The organism is Cryobacterium levicorallinum, assembly GCF_004402405.1.
Classification (GTDB): Bacteria; Actinomycetota; Actinomycetes; order Actinomycetales; family Microbacteriaceae; genus Cryobacterium; species Cryobacterium levicorallinum.
Window position 1 is genome coordinate 13,981 of the sequence record NZ_SOFE01000016.1, and the last position, 21,151, is coordinate 35,131.

19 protein-coding genes and 1 pseudogene are annotated in these 21,151 nt (G+C 65.6%); 15 read left to right on the plus strand and 5 right to left on the minus strand.

Annotated features, from left to right (window positions below):
• Window positions 1-107 precede the first annotated feature (107 nt).
• The 4 genes from E3O11_RS09525 to E3O11_RS09540 are packed head-to-tail and all read left to right on the plus strand — an operon-like array spanning window position 108 to window position 5,523.
• A complete protein-coding gene (locus E3O11_RS09525; protein WP_166787553.1) occupies window positions 108-2,402 on the plus strand; it encodes an EAL domain-containing protein in 2,295 nt (764 codons plus the stop codon).
• 10 nt (window positions 2,403-2,412) lie between these two features.
• Window positions 2,413-4,047, plus strand: a complete 1,635-nt coding sequence (locus tag E3O11_RS09530; RefSeq protein ID WP_092448246.1) for a sensor histidine kinase — start codon at window positions 2,413-2,415, stop codon at window positions 4,045-4,047.
• A gap of 36 nt (window positions 4,048-4,083) precedes the next feature.
• Complete coding sequence (locus E3O11_RS09535; RefSeq protein ID WP_092448244.1) at window positions 4,084-5,289, plus strand: diguanylate cyclase; 1,206 nt, start codon at window positions 4,084-4,086, stop codon at window positions 5,287-5,289.
• A 51-nt stretch (window positions 5,290-5,340) separates the two neighbouring features.
• Window positions 5,341-5,523 (plus strand): hypothetical protein, encoded by a 183-nt coding sequence (locus tag E3O11_RS09540; RefSeq protein ID WP_134495498.1) that lies wholly within the window; start codon window positions 5,341-5,343, stop codon window positions 5,521-5,523.
• Here the strand turns inward: E3O11_RS09540 and E3O11_RS09545 are convergent.
• Complete coding sequence (locus E3O11_RS09545; RefSeq protein WP_092448243.1) at window positions 5,520-6,401, minus strand: response regulator transcription factor; 882 nt, start codon at window positions 6,399-6,401, stop codon at window positions 5,520-5,522. The two genes, E3O11_RS09540 and E3O11_RS09545, sit on opposite strands and share 4 nt — an antisense overlap.
• 150 nt (window positions 6,402-6,551) lie before the next feature.
• Here E3O11_RS09545 and E3O11_RS09550 point away from each other — a divergent pair.
• From E3O11_RS09550 to E3O11_RS09575, 6 genes and pseudogenes are all read left to right on the plus strand, one after another.
• Window positions 6,552-8,335: pseudogene (locus tag E3O11_RS09550) on the plus strand (glycosyltransferase family 2 protein).
• The gene (locus E3O11_RS09555; protein ID WP_092448242.1) at window positions 8,335-8,667 is read left to right on the plus strand and encodes an STAS domain-containing protein; all 333 of its coding nucleotides are present in this window, start codon (window positions 8,335-8,337) and stop codon (window positions 8,665-8,667) included. Before E3O11_RS09550 ends, E3O11_RS09555 begins: the two are co-directional and overlap by 1 nt.
• Window positions 8,660-9,136, plus strand: a complete 477-nt coding sequence (locus E3O11_RS09560) for an ATP-binding protein (protein ID WP_092448241.1) — start codon at window positions 8,660-8,662, stop codon at window positions 9,134-9,136. Before E3O11_RS09555 ends, E3O11_RS09560 begins: the two co-directional genes overlap by 8 nt.
• Complete coding sequence (locus E3O11_RS09565) at window positions 9,133-10,224, plus strand: PP2C family protein-serine/threonine phosphatase (RefSeq protein WP_092448240.1); 1,092 nt, start codon at window positions 9,133-9,135, stop codon at window positions 10,222-10,224. The genes E3O11_RS09560 and E3O11_RS09565 overlap by 4 nt, the downstream gene beginning before the upstream one ends.
• Before the next feature lie 170 nt (window positions 10,225-10,394).
• Window positions 10,395-11,873 carry a malate:quinone oxidoreductase gene (locus E3O11_RS09570; protein WP_092448239.1) on the plus strand — a complete coding sequence of 493 codons (1,479 nt, stop codon included), beginning with the start codon at window positions 10,395-10,397 and terminating at the stop codon, window positions 11,871-11,873.
• Window positions 11,874-12,054: 181 nt separating this feature from the next.
• Entirely contained in the window at window positions 12,055-12,363 is a 309-nt protein-coding gene (locus E3O11_RS09575) for a hypothetical protein (RefSeq protein ID WP_092448238.1), read from the plus strand.
• 71 nt (window positions 12,364-12,434) lie between these two features.
• Here E3O11_RS09575 and E3O11_RS09580 read toward each other — a convergent pair whose 3' ends face one another.
• The 3 genes from E3O11_RS09580 to E3O11_RS09590 all read right to left on the minus strand — a co-directional run bounded on the left by E3O11_RS09580 (window position 12,435) and on the right by E3O11_RS09590 (window position 14,459).
• The gene (locus tag E3O11_RS09580; RefSeq protein WP_092448237.1) at window positions 12,435-12,716 is read right to left on the minus strand and encodes a hypothetical protein; all 282 of its coding nucleotides are present in this window, start codon (window positions 12,714-12,716) and stop codon (window positions 12,435-12,437) included.
• A gap of 16 nt (window positions 12,717-12,732) precedes the next feature.
• Window positions 12,733-13,158 (minus strand): hypothetical protein, encoded by a 426-nt coding sequence (locus E3O11_RS09585; protein ID WP_134495500.1) that lies wholly within the window; start codon window positions 13,156-13,158, stop codon window positions 12,733-12,735.
• Window positions 13,159-13,247: 89 nt separating this feature from the next.
• Entirely contained in the window at window positions 13,248-14,459 is a 1,212-nt protein-coding gene (locus tag E3O11_RS09590) for a DNA topoisomerase IB (protein ID WP_092448235.1), read from the minus strand.
• 267 nt (window positions 14,460-14,726) lie between these two features.
• On the opposite strand from E3O11_RS09590, the gene E3O11_RS09595 reads away from it, so the two are divergent.
• The 5 genes from E3O11_RS09595 (at window position 14,727) to E3O11_RS09615 (ending at window position 20,111) form a co-directional block, all read left to right on the plus strand.
• Window positions 14,727-15,932, plus strand: a complete 1,206-nt coding sequence (locus tag E3O11_RS09595) for an Rv2578c family radical SAM protein (RefSeq protein ID WP_241994691.1) — start codon at window positions 14,727-14,729, stop codon at window positions 15,930-15,932.
• Window positions 15,933-16,001: 69 nt separating this feature from the next.
• The gene (locus tag E3O11_RS09600; RefSeq protein WP_092448234.1) at window positions 16,002-17,324 is read left to right on the plus strand and encodes an ATP-binding protein; all 1,323 of its coding nucleotides are present in this window, start codon (window positions 16,002-16,004) and stop codon (window positions 17,322-17,324) included.
• Window positions 17,321-18,730 (plus strand): hypothetical protein, encoded by a 1,410-nt coding sequence (locus E3O11_RS09605; protein ID WP_092448233.1) that lies wholly within the window; start codon window positions 17,321-17,323, stop codon window positions 18,728-18,730. Before E3O11_RS09600 ends, E3O11_RS09605 begins: the two co-directional genes overlap by 4 nt.
• Complete coding sequence (locus tag E3O11_RS09610) at window positions 18,731-19,357, plus strand: thymidine kinase (protein WP_092448232.1); 627 nt, start codon at window positions 18,731-18,733, stop codon at window positions 19,355-19,357.
• Window positions 19,358-19,562: 205 nt separating this feature from the next.
• On the plus strand, window positions 19,563-20,111 hold the full coding sequence (locus E3O11_RS09615) for a hypothetical protein (protein WP_092448231.1): 549 nt from the start codon (window positions 19,563-19,565) through the stop codon (window positions 20,109-20,111).
• A 175-nt stretch (window positions 20,112-20,286) separates the two neighbouring features.
• Here the strand turns inward: E3O11_RS09615 and E3O11_RS09620 are convergent, their stop codons facing one another.
• Window positions 20,287-21,144, minus strand: a complete 858-nt coding sequence (locus tag E3O11_RS09620) for a CPBP family intramembrane glutamic endopeptidase (protein ID WP_166787554.1) — start codon at window positions 21,142-21,144, stop codon at window positions 20,287-20,289.
• Between the last annotated feature and the right edge of the window lie 7 nt (window positions 21,145-21,151).

The window sequence follows — 21,151 nt, forward strand, 5'->3', positions numbered from 1 at the left end:
GCTTTGACTGCGTGAGCCGAAGTAGATTATCGGGCGCGCTGCAGCGCGTCTCTTTTGGCGTGTTCGGGATGCTGGGCCTTGTCCTTATCCCCATAACGGTCGCGGTTATGCTCGATGAACCGGACACCAGAATTCTGTTCGCTCTCGGCGGTATATTCTGCGTGGCGGCCCTCGAAATCGCCTGGATTCGCATCGGTAGCGTTGCGCATCGATCGCTGATGATAACCCTGCCCGTCTTGGCACTGCCGGCCTTGACCCCCGTTCTGCCCGACTACGGCGTGATCGGCATCGTCATGTTCGGCATCCTCGTGGCACTCCTCATCGAGTCTCGCCGACTCGACGTCTCAGTCTACGGCGCCGGCCTGGCCGGACTCGGCTGCCTGTTCTTCCTGCTCATCGACGGGGTGCTCGGTCTGGTGGGGGTATCGTCGATGCCGGCGGTTGCTGCGGCATCCGTCGGCTATGTCGCGTTCGTGCTGACCATCGAAGTGGTGCGCATAAGCCTGGCCGGTGCCCCTGCCGAGCGTGGCGGGCGGTCGCTGATTTCACCGGTGCGTCTGGGCTTGTTGCTCATCACAGTGGCTGGCCTGACCATGACGTCAGTGCATTGGTCGGAGGTCGGCCTGCCGACCCCGGGTGCTGGTCGAACGCCAACCCAGACCGCGGCCGGAGTCCTTCTCGGAACCATTGTGGTGGCAATTCTGGCCATTGTGCTGAGCGCGATGAGTGACATGCGGCGCCGTATCAACGGTCTCGTTCTCGGCAGCAGCATTCTCAGCGCCACCCGACCGCTCGACTCGGTCGACGACGTGACCGAGGCGCCCGAGCCGGCCGCAATCGGCGTTCAACTCAGCTTCACGGCCGTGCAGCCGCAGTGCATCGTCGCCCGCCGCGACGCGATGGACGGCGCCTTCACCGGACTCGACCGTCGAGCGCTGCAGGCATTGTCCGCCATGGCCGAACTCGTCGGGCAGGCGCGGCGGAACGGGGTTGGTCTCACCGCCCGAGCCAGCATCGACTCTCTTTCGGGCCTGCCCAACTACGGCGCCTTCCAGACAGCCCTCGAAACCATCAATAGCCAGCGCGGTGAAGACGAGGCGATCGCCGTGCTGTTCATCCATATCGACGCCTTCAAACGGCTCAACGACACCTACGGGCACCAGGCGGGTGACACCGTTTTGCAGGTGGTCGCCCAGCGGATGCGCCAGGCGGTGCGCCCCCACGACGTGGTGTCGCGCGTCGGCGGTGATAAGTTCGCGCTCATCCTCACCCGACTGTCGACCCCGGCCGAGGCCGCGGACCTGGCCAACCTCGTCTTGGCGGCCGCCACCCTGCCCGTGTCCATCGGTGAAACCGTCATCAATCCCCGGGTAGGCATTGGGCTGGCCTTTTCAGAGCGGGTTGAAGCGGATGTTGCGGAGCTGGTTCTCGACGCCGACCAGAGCCTGCTTTCCGTGAAGAAGGCCCGCCGGCGCGGAACCGCCGACGCGGCCAACAGCATCCGCGTCTCGGCGCACCGTTCGTCTCACGTTACCGCCGCCGTGGTACGCACCATCGACAACGACGAACTCGTACTCGCCTACCAGCCGATTGTGAGCCTGGTGAGCGGCGAGATCTGGGCTTTTGAGGCACTGCTGCGGTACGTGGACCCGGATTTCGGGGCCATCTCGCCCACCGCGCTCGTGCAGACGGCCAAGCGCCTCGATCGGTTCGATCTTCTGACCCGGCAGGTGGCCGCGCAGGCGATGCTCGCCGCAGCCGAGTTCCGGTTGGTCGAACCGGCCATCGGGTGCATGGCCATCAACGTAGATGCCGACCAGCTCACGCAGGATCGTCTGGGCGGCTTCTTCCAAACCCTTGGCCGGCAGTACCCGGAGTTGTCGCTCTGCCTTGAATTGAATGAACGCTCCGCAGTGCACCTGTCGGACGCTATTCGTGAGCAGATCGACCGCCTCCGTGGCAGCGGCATACTCATTGCCCTGGACGATTACGGCTCAGAGGAGTCCTCGGTGGATTCCCTCGTGCGGGTGCCCATGGACATCCTCAAGATCGACGGCGGCCTCATCGACGATCTCGAGGATATTCGGCAGCGTGAAGTTCTCATGGCCCTGCAGGGATTTGGTGACAAGCTCGAGTACTCCATGATCGTCGAGGGCGTGGAGAATGCGCAGATGGCCGCACAACTGTCCAACCTCGGCATTCGCAGTGCCCAAGGCTTTCACTTCGGCATTCCGCAGAGTTTCGCTGAAACGGTTGACCGGCTGAACGAGTTCGGCGCCCAGGCGGTGCGGAGAATCATCGCGCGAGAACCCCTCGAACCAGAGCCATCTCGGGCAAGGGCACCCGAAATTTTCCGCCCACTGCCGAACGATCGTCGTGCGGCTACGACCCCTCCACAGTAAGCGGCACCTCGTGAAATTCATCCGGCCAGTCACCATCGACCCGGCCCAACGATTGCGCGTCGAACGCTCCATCTTTCTCTCCCAGCTAGTCGTCGGCGCGGCAACCCTGCTGCTCGTCGGCATCGCCGGTTTGCTCAACCCCACCCTTTTTGCCAACGAGCTGTTCCTGGCCGGTGTACTGATCGTTTTCCTCACCACCGGCATAGCCGCCGGGGTGCCGTGGCGGCGGTGCAGCAAGAACTGGGTCGTGGTGCTTCCCATTCTCGATCTCATCGGTCTCGTCGTGGCGCGGGAGGGCGAGAGGGTTCTAGGCACGACGTTCTTGCTCGTGCTGCCGGTGATCTGGCTGGCGACCCACTTCGGCGGAACCGGCGCGGCCGGCGGGGTCGTGCTCACGACGGTGCTGCTCTGGACTGCGGCAGCCCTTCGCCCCGTGGCGCTGGCGGCCGACGAGATTCCCCGCCTTGCCATTGTGCCCGTCGTGCTCGCATTTGTGGCGGCGACCACCTACACAACGACCCGCCGTGCGGCGGCCCAGCAGGTGTTGCTGACCCAGCAATCCGTACTGTTCGAGAATGCCCTGCGGCGATCCCGCCGCCAGGAACGCACGCTCGACGAGATTTTTAATGCCATCGACTTCGGTGTGATCGGGTTCGACCGCGATCACGCGCGAAACTTCATCAACCGGGCACAGCGCGAAATGTTCGAGCATTTCGGAATCTCCGACGCGAATCTTGAAGCAATCCCGATCTACTTCGAAGACCAGGTCACTCCCATTGAATGGCGGGATCGGCCCTTCCAACGGGCGCAGCGGGGGGAGACGCTCGAGCGCATGGTCATTTGGGTCGGTGGTGACGCTCATGACCAGATGGCCGTCCTCGTCTCTGCCCGGCCGATTTGGGACGAGAACGAGATTTTCGACGGCAGCGTTATGGTCACACGCGACATCACCACGGAGTTGCGCGCAATCAAAGCCCGAGATGATCTGGTCGCGTCGGTGTCCCACGAACTGCGCACCCCGCTGACCTCAGTCATCGGCTACCTCGAACTCGCCCTCGACGATCCCAGCTTGGACGGTTCAACGCGACGCATGCTCGAGGTTGCGACCAAGAACTCCGACCGGCTGCTCGCGTTGGTGAGCCATCTGCTCGCCCAAGCCGGCACCGACGACGATGTGCAGCTCGACCTTGCGCCGTGCGACCTTGCGGTCATCGTTGCCGACGCCGCCGAGTCGCTGCGCCCGGCAGCGCTGGACCGCGGCGTCCGCTGTGATTTCGGCGTTCTCGCACCGACCGAGATTCGAGCGGATGCCTTTCGTCTGCGCCAGGTCATCGACAATCTGTTCTCCAACGCCATCAAGTACAACGTCCACGGCGGTCGCATCACAGTGTCCCTCAAATCCTCGCCTACCCAGATCGAGCTGCGGGTGGGTGATACCGGCCGAGGCATGACCCCGGACGAGCAGACAAAACTGTTCGACCGGTTCTACCGAGCCGACTCCGTGCGCGGCTCCAGCGTGCATGGCACCGGGTTGGGGCTCAGCATCAGCCGGGATATCTGCCGCGAGCACGGCGGTGGACTGAGGCTGGAGTCGACCTCGGGGCAGGGAACGACCGCGATCATGACGCTACCCCGCACCACCTGACCGGCGTTTGACCTTGCCACGAAAGGCACCACCCGCATGAATCTCGACTCGCACACGATCCAGACGATGAACGGAATCGTCATTGCGCTTTGCGCCGTCACCTTCACTTTGAACACGGCGTTCAAGCGAAATGACACGGCCAGCCGGCTGTGGAGCCTGGCGTCTATCGTTGGCGTGATGATCGTGCTTCTGCGTTCCTCCGGCTCCACCGAGCCGCTGATGGGCTGGACTGTTCTCGCCGGAAACATCGGGATGATCGTGGCCGTTTCGGCCGTATGGTCCGGTGCTCGGCGCTTCAACAGACGCCGAGCCAGTCGCCAGGTGATCGGGCTGATGGCCCTGCTGACGCTTGCAACCGTCGGCGCCACCCTGGCCGAGGGGCTGCCGCTGCAGCTGTGGGCCGGTTCCGTCACACTCTGGCTCAGCGTTGCCATCCTCGCGGTGCTCGGGGCTTTGGAATTCGTTCGCGGGAGGTTGCAGCGCAATCTCAATGGGCAGATTGTGGCAATGACTCTCGCCGTGACCGCCGTGGTCGCGGCGGTTCGTGCCGTGGTCTTCCTCGTAGACGGACGCGCGGGAAAACTCTTCACCACCTACTTCGCCACCGATTCCGCATCGGCAGTCAGCCTGTGCCTGGTCATCATCGGCACGATTGCGCTCTCGGTGCTGCGCGCCGAACAGGCGCAGGGCAGCGCCGTCGGCGACATGACTGACGGCATCCACTCGGCGGCCGGAGTGCTCTCGAACACAGCGTTCGAGCAGGCCGCCACCGACCACCTCGATCGGGGCGAGGCCGCCGGTCTCACTCTCGCCCTGATCGGCGCCGACATCGACAACCTGCCGGAGATCAACACTGCTTTCGGCCGGATAGCCGGCGACGAGGCCATCGCTCGCTTTGCTGCGAACATCCGGGGGAGCGTGCCCGTGATGTCTCTCATCGGGCACCGGTCGAGCGGCTACTTTCAGATGCTCGTCGTGACGGACTCCGCGGAATCCGCCCGCGACCTGACCGAGAAGTTGCAGGTTTCCCTGGTCGAGGAGCCCCTGCGCGAGGCCGCGCTCATTCGGCTGACGGCGAGCTTCTGCATCGCCAGCACGGGCGATCACGGCTACTCCCTGAGCGCGCTGGGCTTCGCTGCGAATGCCGGGATTGTCGCGGTGAAAGCGGCCGGCGGCAATGCCGTCGCGCTCGACCCGGCCCACGACGATGCGGCCAAAGCGGCCCCGCCCACGACGAACTAACCGACGACCCAACCCGGAGTGACGCGGTGCAGCTGAAGTTTTGATTTGATCTTGAGCACGTCGTGCAGCAATATGCCGGGCGCACGCCGACTCGAATTCTTTGCCCTGCACCTGCACTGTGCACTGGCGAAACACGATCTGACGGCCTGCGCGCAGACGTTGCCGTACCTCAGCCGGTTCGGCAGAGACACCTGTACCGAGCTCTCCCAGCACCTCATGGCCGGGTACAACTAGTTCCCCACGCCGGTGTGGGCGGCCAGGCGATAGCCGACACCGCGCACCGTTTCGAGCCACCGCGGTGTGGCAGTGCTGTCGCCCAGTTTGCGCCGCAGATTGCCCATGTGCACCTCGACCGCGCGCCGGTCCGCCTCAATCACCGGGTAGGCGCTCGCGTAGGCCTCCCCGCGCAGCAGCAGGGCGAGATCGTTCTTGCTGCGCACCTTGCGCTGGGATTCGAGCAGCGCGCCGAGCAGATCGAACTCGGTGCGGGTCAGGTCGAGCGGCGCGCCATCGAGCTGCACGATGCGCTCCGACGGGTTCAGCCGCAGACCGTTGTGGCTGTACCAGCCGTCGACCGTACCGGATTCCTCGCTGGGGATCGGCGGACCGAGAGAAGCGGATGCCTCGGCGTTCGCTTCGCCGGCGGTCACCAGTTCGCTGGGCGCGGTTTCGGGAGCGGGGGCCGGAGCCGCGTCGACGGCGAGGACGACGGCATCCGTTGTCATGGGCTGGCGCGGTCGGCGCAGCATCGCCTCGATGCGGGCGCGGAGCTCGCGCGGACGAAATGGTTTGGTCATATAGTCGTCGGCGCCGGCGTCGAGGCCCTGCAGGGTGTCGATTTCGTCATCGCGGGCGGTGAGCATGACGAGGTAGGTGGGGCTGAAGGCGCGAATGCGCCGGGCCGTTTCAAAGCCGTCGATGCCGGGCATGCTCACGTCGAGGGTCGTCACGATGGGGTAGTGCTCGCGCACCGCGGCGATGCCGTCGAGTCCGTTGCTGGTCGGGATCGTCTCAAATCCGGCCTGGGTAAGCACGGCTTCGAGCAGGTTGCGAATATCCGCGTCATCTTCGATGATGACGGCGACGCGTCTCTCGCCGTTGTCAAAAACCATAGCTTTAGTATCCCCCACGCGGAGGAACTCTCTCTAGTGCAGCGCGGAGGCTCGGCACAATGCCCATTTCCGGAAAGCTCCCGACGCTTGATGCGGGATTATTCTGAAGGCAGATCCGCCTGTCCGAGCGGGCCAGCACCAGGGAGCATTGTGGAGGTAACGGTTCGTCCCGCCCGTTCTGCGGCACATCTGTGCCTCTTGCGAGTGGCCGTGCTCGTCACCATCGCCCTAGGTGCGAACTACATCATCTGACGCTGGTTCTTCTCGCTCAACTGGGACGCCTGGTGGATCGCCGTGGCCCTTGTGCTCGCCGAAACGTACAGCCTCATCGACGTCGTCCTGTTCGGCCTCACGATGTGGCGGGCCAGAGACTGCAAACCTGCCGCCCCGGCGGCACCCGATCTCACGGTCGACGTGTTCATCACGACCTACAACGAGCCGGTCGAGCTGGTGCGGCGCACCGCGCACGCGGCGCGCGGCATCCGTTACCCGCATGCCACCTGGATCCTGGACGACGGCAACCGACTATCGATGCGCGAGACGGCCGACCAGCTTGGCGTGGGTTACATCACGCGCGGCGCCGACTGGCAGGATCGCCCGCTGCACGCCAAGGCCGGCAACCTCAACAACGCGCTCATGAGCACCGGGGGAGAATTCCTGCTCATTCTCGACGCCGACCAGGTGCCGCTGCCGCAAATCCTCGACCACACGCTCGGCTACTTCGCCGAACCGACGGTGGCCTTGGTACAGACGCCGCAGGTATTTGAGAACGTCACTGCTTGCGACCCGCTCGGTAGCCAGGCGCCCCTGTTCTACGGGCCGATCCAGCAAGGCAGGGACGGCTGGAATGCGGCGTTCTTCTGCGGGTCCAACGCCCTCGTACGCCGGGACGCTCTCATGCAGCTCTGCATCACCCGCTACGTGCTCTAGAAAGAGCGCGCTGTCACGCGTGCCCTCACCTGCGCCAGCTCGACCTCGACCTCGCCTTCATTGCCGAGCTGCACCTCGAAACGGATGCCGTTAGCGCCATGCCCACACACAGCCTCGACCGGCTGGCGGCGCGTGATCTGTCGCCGCTTGGAGCCTTGGAATCCATGCAGGCTCTACTGCGGTCGATCGACGTCGACCGTGCGCACGAAGCCATGCCGCTCATGCCGCTCATGCCGCTCATGCCGCTGGCGACGATCAGCGTCACCGAAGACATGGCCACGAGCATGCGCCTACACGCCCTCGGTTTCACGAGCATTTACCACCACGAGACGCTCGCCCTGGGGCTCGCTCCCGAAGACCTCGGCACCATGCTCACCCAGCGGCTGCGCTGGGCACAGGGCACGATGCAGGTCCTGCTCAGGGAGAACCCGCTGCTGCAGCGCGGCCTCAGCCTGCCGCAGCGCCTCATGTACTTCTCGACCATGTGGAGTTACCCGAGCGGATACGCCGCGCTGGTCTATTTCGCCGCCCCCGTCGTCTTTCTCTGCTTCGGTATTCTGCCCGTCACTACAATTGCCCTTGAATTCTTCCTACGCTTTCTGCCGTTCATGGTCGCCAACCAGATTCTGTTCATCATCTCCAGCCACGGAATCTCAACCTGGCGCGGCCAGCAATAAAGCCTCGCCCTGTTCCCGGTCTGGATCAAAGCCACGACCACGGCCGTCGCCAACGTGGTCTTTCAGCGACCGCTCGGTTTTGCGGTCACCCCGAAAACCCGACAGGCGGGCGCGGCTCCCTGGCACCTGATCCGGCCGCAGATCGTCGTCGGCATCGTGCTCATCCTGGCGACCATCATCGGTGTGACTCGGCTGCTGCTCGGTCTGGGCGAACCGATCGGCACGTTCGTCAACCTCGCCTGGGTCGTTTTCGACCTGCTCATTCTCAGCGTGCTGGTACCCGCCGCTTGCTTTCAAGGCTCCAACCCAAAGGAGACAACCCCCTGATGCAATTCACGGTCACCGACCAAGGCGACGGCATCGCCGTCGTCCACATCGCCGGACGTTTAAACATGGTCACCGCGCCGCGCCTGCGCGAAGTGGTGGCAGCATCCGTCGCCGCCGGACAGAACCGCGTCGCCGTCGACCTGAGCGACGTGGATTTCATTGACTTCTCCGGGCTCGGCGCCCTCATCGGCGGCCTCAAAGCCACCCGGCAGGCCGGCGGAGACCTGCGCATCGCGGCACCGAACGAGCAGGTTCGCCTGGTGCTTCAGCTGATCAATATGGAACGCGTGCTCACCGCGTATCCCGCCGCGAGCAGCGCGTTTCATGGTTAGCAGCAGCACGCATACCCTCACTCTGATCTCGCCGCCCGACGACGTCAACACGGTGCACGCCCTGCTGGAAACCGTCTGGGCGGATGCCGCGCACGTCTCTCCGACAGACCGATTCAGTTTCGAGACTGCCCTGATTGAACTGGCCTCGAACGTGCTGCGGCACGCGGACACCGGGTGTGGCGTGACCTGCGGACTGCGCCTCGAGGTGAGCGAGGATCGCATCGACGGCCGGTTGAACGACACCGGAGCGATGGTAACCGAGTTGCTCCTGGCGACGGACCGGCCGGTCGATCTCTCGGTCGATGCCGACGTGGCGCTCGCCGGCGTGCTCGCCACCCGCGAAATGCCCGACGTGCTCTGCGAATCAGGGCGGGGGATGGCCCTCATTCACGCCCTCGTCGACGAGCTGGACTACGTTCGCGACAATGATGTGAACCACTGGCACATCGTGCGAACGCTGCGGTCATGACCGCCGTGGCCCGTTCCGTGCTGGAACACAGTGAGGTCACCCGTCAGCGTGCGCTCGACGACCTGCACATTCTGGACACCGCGCCGGAGGAACGCTTCGACCGCATCACCCGCCTGGTCAAGGTTTTTTTTCACGTTCAGATCGCGATCATCTCCCTTATCGACCACGACCGGCAGTGGAATAAGTCCAGCGCCGGTATCGAACCCGATCAGCCCACCGAGTACCCGCGGTCCAACGCTTTCTGCGATTCCACCATCAACGAGAGCGGCGCCCTAATCGTGCCCGACGCCCGGCTGGACCCGCGCTTTCGTGACAATATCTACGTCACGGGCGAACCGGGCATCCGCTTTTATGCTGGTCCTGCGCTCGAAGGGCACGGCGGCGAACGTATCGGTGCACTGTGCATCTTCGACACCGAGCCGCGCGAGTTCACCGCACTTGAGCAGAACCTGCTGCGTGACCTCGCGTTCTGGGTACAGAAGGAACTGAACGCCTCGCAGGAACTCGACCAAGCTGCCGCCGTACAACGCGGCTTGCTGCCCAAGAAGCTCTTTAGTCTGCCGGGATTCGATGTGGCGGGGGCCTGTTCGCCGGCACACGCGGTCGGCGGCGACTTCTGCGACTGGTACCCGGTGGGTGAGGGCGCGGCGTTCACCCTCGCCGACGTGATGGGCAAGGGGGTGGGCGCGACGTTCATCGCGGCGACCGTGCGCGCGGTGCTCCGCGCCGGATCCCGCTTGGACGTCGTCGCCGAAGTCGCGCAGGCCGCGGCGACGACGCTCGAGCCCGATCTTGATGAGGCCGGCAGCTTCGTGACCCTGTTTCATGCCCGGCTCGATATGGACACCGGCGTCGTGCGCTACGTCGACGCCGGCCACGGGCTGTCCCTTTTCGTGCACGCCAACGGGACGACCGAGCGCCTCACGTCGTTGCGGCTCCCGCTCGGCGCAGGTGGCGACTCGCCCTGGCTGGAGCAAACCGTCGTACTCGTGCCTGGCAGTACCCTGGTCTCGGTCAGCGACGGTGTACTCGACCTGTTCGACGGCACACTCGCCTCGCTCGCTCGCTCGCCGCCGTCGATCGGCTAGTGCGGGAAGCACCGACCGCACAGGACCTCATTGGTTCCCTCATGCTTCGGGCCGGGCTGTCCGCCCCCGATGACGTCACGGTGCTGGTCGTTCGGCGCGCGATGGAGCGGTGACCGTGCTGGTTCCGGCGCGGTCGGGGTGCATCCGCTCGCAGCGATACACTCGAAAGTGTGAATTCTCAGGGAACTGTCGACGTTGTCCTCATTGGTGGCGGCATCATGAGTGCCACCCTCGGAACGCTCCTCAAGGAGCTGCAGCCCAACTGGCGCATCGAGGTGTACGAGCGCCTCGGTGAACTGGCCCAGGAGAGCTCGAACCCGTGGAACAACGCCGGCACCGGGCATGCCGGGCTGTGCGAACTCAACTACATGCCGCAGGCTGCAGACGGTTCGGTCACCGCCGACAAGGCCGTTGTGATCAACGAGCAGTTCCAGATCAGCCGGCAATTGTGGGCGCACCTTGTTTCTATTGGTGCCCTGCCGGAGCCTGAAAAGTTCATCAATTCCACCCCGCACATGACCTTCGTGCACGGCAAAGCCAATGTGGAGTACTTGCGCAAGCGGCACGCCGTACTTGTCACCGAACCGCTGTTTGCCGGCATGGAGTTCAGCGACAACGTCGAAAAGATCGGCACCTGGACTCCGCTGCTCACCCGCAAGCGTCCGGCTGGCCAGAAGATCGCCGCCACGCGCATCGCGAGCGGCACCGACGTCGACTTCGGCGCCCTCACCCGGTTCATGTTCGACAACCTCGAGAAGCAGGGGGTCAACATGCACATGAACGAGCAGGTCGTCGGCCTCCAGCACAAAGCGGATGGCTCGTGGAATCTCAAACTGCTGCGTCAGGTCGGGCAGACCCGCAGCACCATCAACGCGCGGTTCGTCTTCGTCGGCGCCGGCGGTGGCGCGCTCGCGCTGCTGCAGCAGAGCGGAATCCCTGAAATTCAGGGGTTCGGAGGCTTTCCGATCAGCGGCCAGTTTCTGCGCACGACCAACCCCAAGCTCGTCGCCCAGCACCAGGCCAAGGTGTACGGCAAGGCGGCCAAAGGTGCCCCGCCCATGTCGGTGCCGCACCTCGACACCCGCGTGGTCGATGGCGAAAAGTCGCTGCTGTTCGGTCCGTACGCCGGATTCAGCCCGAAGTTCCTGAAGACCAGCACCTGGTTCGACCTGCCGTTCTCCATTCGCCCGCACAACCTCGGGCCGATGCTCGCGGTCGCGCGTCACAACTTCGACCTGATGAAATACCTGATCGGCGAGGTGTTCGCCTCGCGCAACGCCAAGCTCAAGGCCCTGCGTGAGTTCATTCCCGCTGCTGTTTCCGGCGACTGGGAACTGATCACGGCCGGCCAACGCGTGCAGGTCATGAAGAAGGATGCCAAGCTCGGCGGAGTGCTGCAGTTCGGCACCGAGGTCATCACCTCGTCCGACGGTTCGATCGCCGGACTGCTCGGTGCCTCGCCGGGAGCCTCGACGGCCGCGCCGATCATGGTGGACCTGCTGGCCCGCTGCTTCCCCGACCGCATTGAGGGCTGGAAGCCGCGCATCCGCCAGATGATTCCGAGCTATGGCACCCGCTTGTCCGACGACCCCGCAGCTGCCGCCGCATCCCTCGCCGCGACGGCCGAGGAGCTGCACCTTAGTAACTAGGCCTCTCATGCGATAGCGCAAAAAGTGCCCGATTGAACCCTTCAATCGGGCACTTTTTGCGCTCTCGCGGTCTGGCAGTTGGGCGTTTCGTGAGAGTCACGTAGGAGGGTGCCGTCAACCCCTTGAAGGAGTGAGTGGGCCGGGGTCTACTTAATATTCCAAAGCGGCCCGGAGGCGGCAAGTGAACCCGAACAATGGCGTTTCGGATGCGGAGAATCTGCGCGTATCGCAACTCGGCATCCTCCAGCTCTCATCCACCGAATGGCTGGTTCGAGATCCCGCACTACCGGACGGCGACCCGGTCGCCCTCATGGGAGCCATCGAACAAATCGGGGGAGTTTACGGAGTGACCAAGCTCGGCGTGCTCAACACGCGCTGGTTCTACTCCTCTTTCGACCGCGCCCGAGCCAGCTTTCTGGTGCCGGGTGCGCCCGAGCCTCCCGCCACATTTGGGCCGACCGAGCGTGTGAGCTCACGCGTCACCGACTAGCGCGCCCGGGAAACCACCCGGCCGGACACCCCCACCGGGACTCCAGCCGGGGCGTGGGCGTCGTGACGGATTTATAGGTCGTGGCTGTCGGCATCCGGGGTCGAATTTGCCTTGCGCTCCTCCTTCTTAATGGATGCTTGGGCCTGGTCGAGCAGACCGCTCACCTTGGTCTGGGCGACGGTGGCGGCGTCGTGCGCGATGCCTTCGGCCTGCCAGATGACCTTCTGGGTGCCGGGGTCGCCCCACATTTGGCGGGCCTTCGCGGCGATGCGGTCGTAGGCCTGGTGGCCGGCCTTGGATCCGAGTACGAAGCCGGTCGCGGTGCCGGCGAGAAACAGAAACTTGCCCTTCATGGGGGACTCCTTGGGGTTAGGCGGTTGGTTCGGCGAGGTTGGGGGCTTCTTCATCGATATCGTGGCCGACCAGATCGGGGTTCGATGGGTTGTCGGCGGGGTCGATATCGTCGAGGTTCGGTTCATTGTCGGCGTTGTCCTGGTCGTCTTCGGTGTCGCTGTCACTGTCAGGATCGGTGTCGCTGTCGGGCTCGACCGGGCTGGCTGTGGCGGCTTCTCCGGCCGTTGAGCCGTCATCGCTCGGTGCGGGGCCGTCGGGACCGGTCTCGGCGCTGGCGACCGGAACGGCCGCTACGGTGCTTACATCAGCCGAGCCGGCATGTTCCTGGGCCGGGCCGTCGGGTCCGTCAGGTCCAACGAGCTGATCGGGGTTTGTGGGAGTATTGGGCGGCTCAGGAACGTCCAGGGGCGGTTCTTCAACGGGGTCAGAGTCGTGGGTCACGGGCATACCTTTCTTATAGACAGCAGCCGGATCAGCTGAGCGGCACTCAAGTTATACCGCGAACGTGCGACATTCTTAAGCGTCGTTTCTCAAACATCCTCACCGAGTACGAGCGTGCGCAGTGCCTTCTCGGCCGAGACGCGTCCGGCCGGGTCGATGGTCTCGCCGGCACGGAACAGATCCAGGATGCGCGGGTCGACGTAGCTCGTGCGTGCGATCGCGGGGGTGTTGCCGAGCACCGCGGCCGCCTGCCGCATCGCTTCGGCAATAGCTCGGGTGTCGGCGCGACGGTTGCGCGACGCCGCCCGCGGTTGCCGTGAAGCGGATGCTGCCGGCACGGCCCCAACGCCGGTCGCCGTCGCGGGGATGGACGTAGTGCCGGGTTTCCTGCCAGCTCCGGCGGTGCCGTCCCTTGCCCCCTTCCCGGCGGTGCTGGCCTTCGCCCTGCTCCCAGTGCTGCCCGATCTTGTCCCCGCATCGCTGCTCGCCTCATCCTCGTGCTTGGTCATGCCAGCCGCCGCCCTCAGATTCTGCGCGAGGCTTTGGGCCAGACTTTGGGCCGCAGCGACCGTGCCCCGCAGGGTGCGAAAATCCTTCGCGCTGAACTCGCCGCCGGTGCGTTCCTTGATGAATTCGTTAATATCGGCGGACGAGAGAGCATTCTCCTCCCCGTCGACCACCCAGGACAGTAGCGGTGCAGCCGGGCGCTCGCGCAGGCGGGCGCGCAGATAGGTCGCGAGGTCAGCATCCATTATCACGCCTTGAAATTGTTGGCCACTCTTGGCGGGAAAGTCCAGCCGCACCAAGTCTCCCCGCACCGACACGTGCGAGCAGAGCAGGGTGGAGAGCCCGTGGCTACCGTAGTCGTCGGCATAACGCTCGCTGCCGATGCGCAGGGAGGCGAGGTCGAGCATGCGAAATGCCGCGGCGAGGGCCCGCGCGCGCGGCTCGCTGTCCCCGCGCAAATCCCGGGTCACCTGACCACGCACCCGGGGCAGGGAGGCGGCCAGCTCCAACGCGCGCTCAAACTTGAGGCGGTCCTTCTGTTCGCGCCAGGCCGGATGGTAGATGTACTGGCGGCGCCCGGCCGCATCGATGCCAATGGCCTGGATGTGCCCGTTCGGGTGCCGCGAGATCCACACGTCGGTCCAGGCCGGCGGAATCGCGAGGGCGGCGAACCGCTCGCGCAGCTGCTTCTCGGTGACCTTCTGCCCGGCCGGGTCGCGGTAGCTGAAGCCCGTGCCCGCGCGCCGCCGGGAATACCCCGGCCGGGTCGGGTCGCTGCGACGCAGCCGGGTCACGCGGGTACCGTCGGTGTGCGCATGCCGAAACAGTAGTGCGAATCGCCCTCGTCAGCACGAAAGCGGATGCCGCTGCCCGCCCATCGCCTGCCCGTCGCGCTCTCGCTGGGGCCCGCAGTGCTGGCCGAGCTCGCGGCACTCGCGGCACCCCTGCGTAGGGGTGCCGCGTCTCGAACGAGTGCCGCGACGCGAGCCGCGGCATCCGCTTCAGTGCGGTTTTTTCTGGCATCACTTGCACTTTGCTAGAACTTGTGTTCGACTGTATCCATGCGGTGGAGCGGGCAGGAACTACAGACCGAACAGGTCGGCGCCCTTCCCGGACTCGCCCGCCTGAATAATCTCGTACGCAGCGTGCAGACGCCCGAGTTCGCCGGAATCACGTTCCACGAGATCCTGTGCAAGTCGGCGCTCAATCATGTACCCGGTCAGAGCGCGCTGCCGTACGGCTACACGATCAATCCCTATCGCGGATGCTCCCACGCCTGCACCTACTGCTTTGCCAGGCCGACCCACCAGTACCTCGACCTCGACGCCGGCAAAGACTTCGATAGCGAGATCATCGTCAAGGTCAACGTGGCCGAGGTGCTGCGCAAGGAGCTCGGCAAGCCCACTTGGGGGAGGCATCCGGTGGCGCTCGGCACCAACACCGACCCATATCAGCGCGCCGAGGGACGCTACCGACTCATGCCCGGCATCATCGCGGCCCTTGCTGACAGCAAAACCCCCATCTCCATTCTCACCAAGGGCACACTGCTGCGCCGCGACCTGGACCTGCTCGTCGAGGCGAGTGAGCACGTTCCAGTCGATTTGGCCATGTCGATTGCCATCTACGACGATGGACTGCGCGACGACGACCTGCAGCAGTCGGTCGAGCCGGGAACTCCCACGACGAAGGCGCGCCTCGCCACTGTGACCGCGGTGCGCGAACGGGGACTCGACTGCGGCGTCTTTCTCATGCCCATTTTGCCGTTCCTCACCGACACCCGCGCGCACCTCGATGAGGCGCTGCGGCAGGCCAAGGCGGCCGGAGCCACGAGCGTGCTTTATTCCGGCCTCAACCTCAAGCCCGCCGTCAAGGACTGGTACCTGCGCTGGCTCGACCGCGAGCATCCCGAGCTGGTTGCCCGCTACCTCGAGCTCTACGCCGGCGGCCAATACGCGCCCAAGGAGTACCGCACCTGGCTCGCCGCGCGCATCAAGCCGCTCATTCGCGCGCACGGCCTCGAACGCGGCATCGTCGACCCCGCGACCGGCGGCCTCCGCTCCAGCGCTCTCCCGTCTTCCCCAGAACGGATGCCCGCCGCCCGCCGGACGCCCGCCTTCACCCCCGCCCGTTCACCGGGCCCGGGCCCGGGAACCGGGCCCATGATGGATCATAGGCCCGGTTCCCTAAAGTGGGCCCGGAGCACGGAGGCGCCCCGGTCCCTGATCGCCGCCGAACTCCCGACCGACTTGGCCCCGACCCTGTTCTGACCCCATCATTGCCTTCCCCGCACCCAACCCCCACCCACCCCGATGGCATACTTACCTATTGGGGGAAATATGTCTCTAGGGTTACCCGGCCATCTGGTCCAGCGCACGCTCGCACGCGCCATCGCACGGGGCGCGCACTGGTTCGCGCTGACCTGCTTTAGCGCCGCGATCCTGTCAGTCAGTATCCTCGCCCTCAGAACCCCCGAACTCTGGATCACCATCGTGGTTGTGGCCGTCATGGCAGCCCTGCTCATCCTCTTTACCCGGCATCGGCGCATCCCGCTGGCCGTTGCCTATCTGCTCGTTGGAACCATCGGCGTTTACGTCTTCACCGCCACCGTGCTCGGCGTACCCGACGTATTCCCCGCGTCGAATATGTTCCTCGTCGCCCTGCCGAAGATGGCCCTCGTCATGGTCGGCGGCGCGGGATCCACCGCCCTCGCCGGCGTGCTCTGGAGCACCGCGGCGTTTCTGCTCGCCGAGGCGGCTGCGTTCCTCGCCATCGTCGGCACGACCGTGCCCTACCGGCCCGACCTGTTCACCCTTTCGACCTACCTCGTACTCGTCGGGGTTATGGTGCTCGCCGGAATCGACCGCCGCGCCAGCAACGCCGCCCAACCCGCCATCCACCGCGCGGTGCAGGACGGTGCCAACCGCCAGCTGCGCGATGCCCTCGATACCCGCGCTATCGCTTTGCTCAACGACACGACCGTCTCCCAGCTCGTCGCGCTCTCCCTGGCCGAACCCGGCGCTCTCTCGCCGGCCCTCAAAGCCAGCCTGAGAGACACCCTCACCACCCTGCATGACACCAACTGGCTCGCCGATATCGACGCCCGCACGACCACCTCACCGCAGCCAACCGTCCACGAGCAAGCGCCAACACCAAGCCCGGCCTGGCGCTCCAGCGCCGTCTACACCGCCGTCGAACGCTGCCGTGATCGCGGGCTGAAAGTCGAGGTCACCGGCGACCGTGACGCCCTCGCTCGCCTCGACGCCGGCAGCGACCGCGACGTCGGCCTCGCCGTGCAGCAATGCCTCGTCAACGTCATCCTCCACGCCGGCATCGACTCCGCCGAACTCTCCATTGAGTCTGACCGCACCACTATTTCACTGCTCATAACGGATGCCGGCCGCGGCTTCACGGAATCGGAATCCGCTTCCGACCGGCTCGGTCTACGGCAGTCCGTGCGGCGACGTATCGAGCAGCTCGGCGGATCCGTGCTGATCTGGAGCCGCCCGGGCGCCGGCGCAAGCGTGCGACTGACCGTGCCGGCCGAAACCCCCAGCATCAAACCGAAGCCAACCCTGCCCACCCACCACACGCCGGTCCGGCCCGGCAGCCTCAATGCCACCCCGGCCAATGCCACCCCCGCCCCCCGGTACCCCCGATGACCCGCGCGACCCCCACGCCGCGCCGGCCGCGCGCACCGGCATCCGCTTCACAGCAGCGTCTCGACCCCATCGGTGGCCTGGCTGCCTGGCCGATCGCCCCGGTCGTCGCCCTGATCGTGGTGACCTACGCGATAGCCGCGACCGTGTCGCGTCCGCACGAAATCCAAATTGAGGAGCTCGCGGTCTCGGCCGTCGTCGCGCTCATTATCGCAGCCGCCGTGCTGGTCTGGTCGGCGCGCCCCGACCTGGCCCCGTTCACCCGCACCCGTGCGATCGTCGTCGTGGCCCTCGGCCTGGTCGCCCACGTGCTCGCCGCGGCCAGCGCCTGGCAGTACAACGGCATGATCCAGGACGACTTCGCCCCGATCGGACTCGGTCTGCTGCTGCTCGCCCTCGCTCCGTTCCGGCCGTGGAAAGAAATCCTGGCGCTCGGCGGAATCTCAGCGATCATCGTCGGCGCCACCGCCCTCGTGCAAGCGCCCTTTCTCGGCGTGCGAACCCCGCCTGCCCTGTTCGCGATCATCGCCATGACCCAGGTGCTCGCGCCCAGCCTCGCCGCCGCCGCGTTCTCGCGCCAGGTCGTCAATTCCATTCACCGTTGGCAAACGGATGCCCGCCGCGCGATCCGCGGGCGCACCGAGGAGAATCGCGACCTCCTCGCGCACGAGGTCGTCGACCATCGCGTCAAGAACCTCGGTGCAGATGTGCTGCCGTTCCTGGCCGATGTGCTCGAGCGGGATGCGCTCACCGCCGCCGACGTGAAGCGGGCCCGCTCCCTCGCCTTCCAGGTGCGTCGGGTGCTCGTGGCCGAAGTCGACCACACCTGGCTCGACGACCTCATAGAACGTGAACGCGCCGCACTGACCGAGCGCGGCCTCAACCCGCTCTGCGTCATTGCCGACCCCGAGCGCCGAGCGACCGCCTTCGACTCCGACCAGCGTGCCGCCGCCGGCGCTATCCTCGTGGCGCTCTGCACCCTCAAGGGCTTTGATCCGACCAGCCTCGTCGTGCAAATCGACGGGTCCGGCCCCGCCCCCGCCGACACCGCCCAGGTCACCCAGGCCTTCGGTACCCGCGGGGCCCTCCCCGCCCCGGCCACCGACACCACGACCATCGCCATCGTGACCGCCGCCCAAGAGCAAGCCGCCGCGCAAGCCCGCACCCAAGCCCAGGCGCAAGCGCAGCTGAAGCCCCGATCGCGCTCGACCGGTGCACGCGCCGTCGACACCATCACCATTCAGGCCGGAATCTCGCTGCCCCCGTACCAGCGCCGCCGGGCCCTGCGCCCGTACCTCAGCGTGCTCCGCGCCGTCTTCTCCCAGGTGCGCGTGACCAGCCGGCATCCGCTCCTCACGCTAGAATTTGACGCTGACCGCAGCGGCTCAAACTCAACCAAAGGCACCTAAATGGCGAAACTGTACTTTCGATACGGCGCCATGAACAGCGGCAAAAGCACCTCTATGCTGCAAGCGGCATACAACTACGAGGAACGCGGCCACCACGTGCTGCTCGCCAAACCGTCGGTCGACACCAAGGGCGACCGCGGAATTCTCTCCCGTCTCGGCGTGATGCGCGCCGTCGATTTTCTGCTCACCCCGCAAACGGATGCCTACGCCCTATTCCAGCAGCACCGCGCGCAGGTCTTGAAAGAGTCCGGCCGTGACGTGAGCGCCCTGTTGCTCGACGAGGCCCAGTTTCTCACCGAGACCCAGGTTGACGACCTGCTGCGCATCGCCATTCTCGAGAACGTGCCCGTGCTGGCGTACGGAATCCGCACGGACTTTCAAACCGTCGCCTTCCCGGGAAGCCGCCGTCTGCTCGAAGTGGCCCACAGCCTCGAAGAGCTCAAGACCATCTGCCGCTGCGGACGCAAGGCCGTGTTCAACGGCCGCAAGATCGACGGCGTCTATGTGTTCGACGGCGACCAGGTGGCCATCGATGGCGAAGAGGTCACCTACGAATCGCTCTGCGGAAGCTGCTACCTCGAAGAGAGCCACGGCGTGCTCAATAACCGCAGCCGTCCCGACGCATAACGCCGCAAAACACTACTGTGCCTACCCCCACTTCAGGTGTGATTGCGGCGATTCGGTCGCGATAACCCGTGGTTCAGCCCCGGCCGGGCTATGTAATGCTGCAATCGCGCGCTAGCCTGAAAGCCACCTAGGTATTTCAAGATGATCTGCCGGGACTCGCCGTCTACGGCGTATAAACCATCTAAGTACCGGGGGGACCCTCATTATGTTCAAGAAAAGCCTGGCCACGGCGGCACTCGCCGTCATCGCCGTATTCGCCTTCGCGCCGGCCGCCAACGCCGCCGAGTACGTTTCTGACTCGCTCGTCACCGTTGCGGCTGCGCCTGAAGCCGGCGAGTCCACGCCCGTTGCCTTCAACGACGGCGCCTTCGCAAATGGCGAAGACGTTGAGTTCTCGGTTACCGGTTCACACACCGCCGTCCTGTCGGTAGTCAAGACCGCCGTCACGTCGACCCTGACCAAGACGGCCACCGACGCCGGCGCCGTCACCGTGACCGTGGCGATTCCCGCCGAGGCCACCGGCGACTACACCGTCACCGCGCGCGGCGTCACGTCCGGCATCGTCGGTACCGCGACCCTCGCCGTCGTTGCCGCTGACGCTGGGACCGCCGCTGTCACCACCGACAAGGGCCTCGCCTCCACCGGCTTCAACGCTCCGGTCCTCGTCATCTGGGGCGCCGCTGGCGTTCTCGTTCTCGGCCTCGCACTCGTTCTCGTGCGCGTGTCGGTTCGTCGTCAGCACGCTGCCGCGTAATTCGCTTCTCCGAGTAGCCCCGGGCGACTCACCGAAACGCCTCGACACCATCCGGTGTCGGGGCGTTTCGTCTGTCCCCGGGCCTGCCCGCAAGGACGAAGGCGCGCGCCTGGTGCTCGGCCATCTTGGCCTGCGGGGGCCTGTGCCGCGCAGCCTGCGCCCACGAAAAAGTGGCTCAGATCCCCAGCAACGCCGGCACGATAACGAGCCCGTTGAACGTCACGTGCGCCACGATCGCGCCGCCGATTCGTCCGGTTGCCAGCGCGAGCGCAGCCGCGGCGAGCCCGAAAATCAGGGTCGAAACTCCGACCACGACCACGGTCGCAGTGTTTCCCGGGTCGATGGTCACAAGGTGCATCAGAGCAAAGGTCAGCCCGCTCACGCCAACCGCGATCGGCGCGGCCCAGCGCACGGCGCCGAGCGCCGTCACTCGCGCATAGACGCCCCGCAGCACGAGCCCGCGAAAGAATAGCTCTTCCACGAACGGGGCCAGCAGCAGCGGGGCCAGCAGCGCGCCGAACAGCCACCAGCCGTTGTAGACGGTCTCGCCGAAGGTAGCGCCGGCAGTTCCGATGCTGCCGAAGCCCAGAATCTCCATCAGGCTCGCCACCGTGCGAGCCATCAGGCCGACCCCGAGTCCCCAGATCAGGTCGATTGGCCGAATCGACAGCCGGAGCAGGCTTTTTCTAGAGCGGATGCCGTTCCCCGCGTCGCCCCCGCCGGCCCGAGCAGGAGCAGAGTCGAAACCCCCCGTCGGGTTTGAAACCGCTCCAGCTGCAGCCGCGTCGCTACGAACCGCCGGACCCGGCCCATCCAGCGCCGAGCCCCAGCCGCCGCGCGCCACGCCAGCCCCAGCCACCCCAATCGCCACCAGCATCGGAACCCACACGCACAGGTACCCCAGCAAATTCGCCACATTCGCGTCCCCGAAAGACGTGGAATCGGCCGATATCAGCAGCACCATGGCCACCACAAGGCCGAAGCCCGCCGGCATTAGAACGCTCACAGGTTGTTGCACAACCACTTTCCCCATAAGGCCC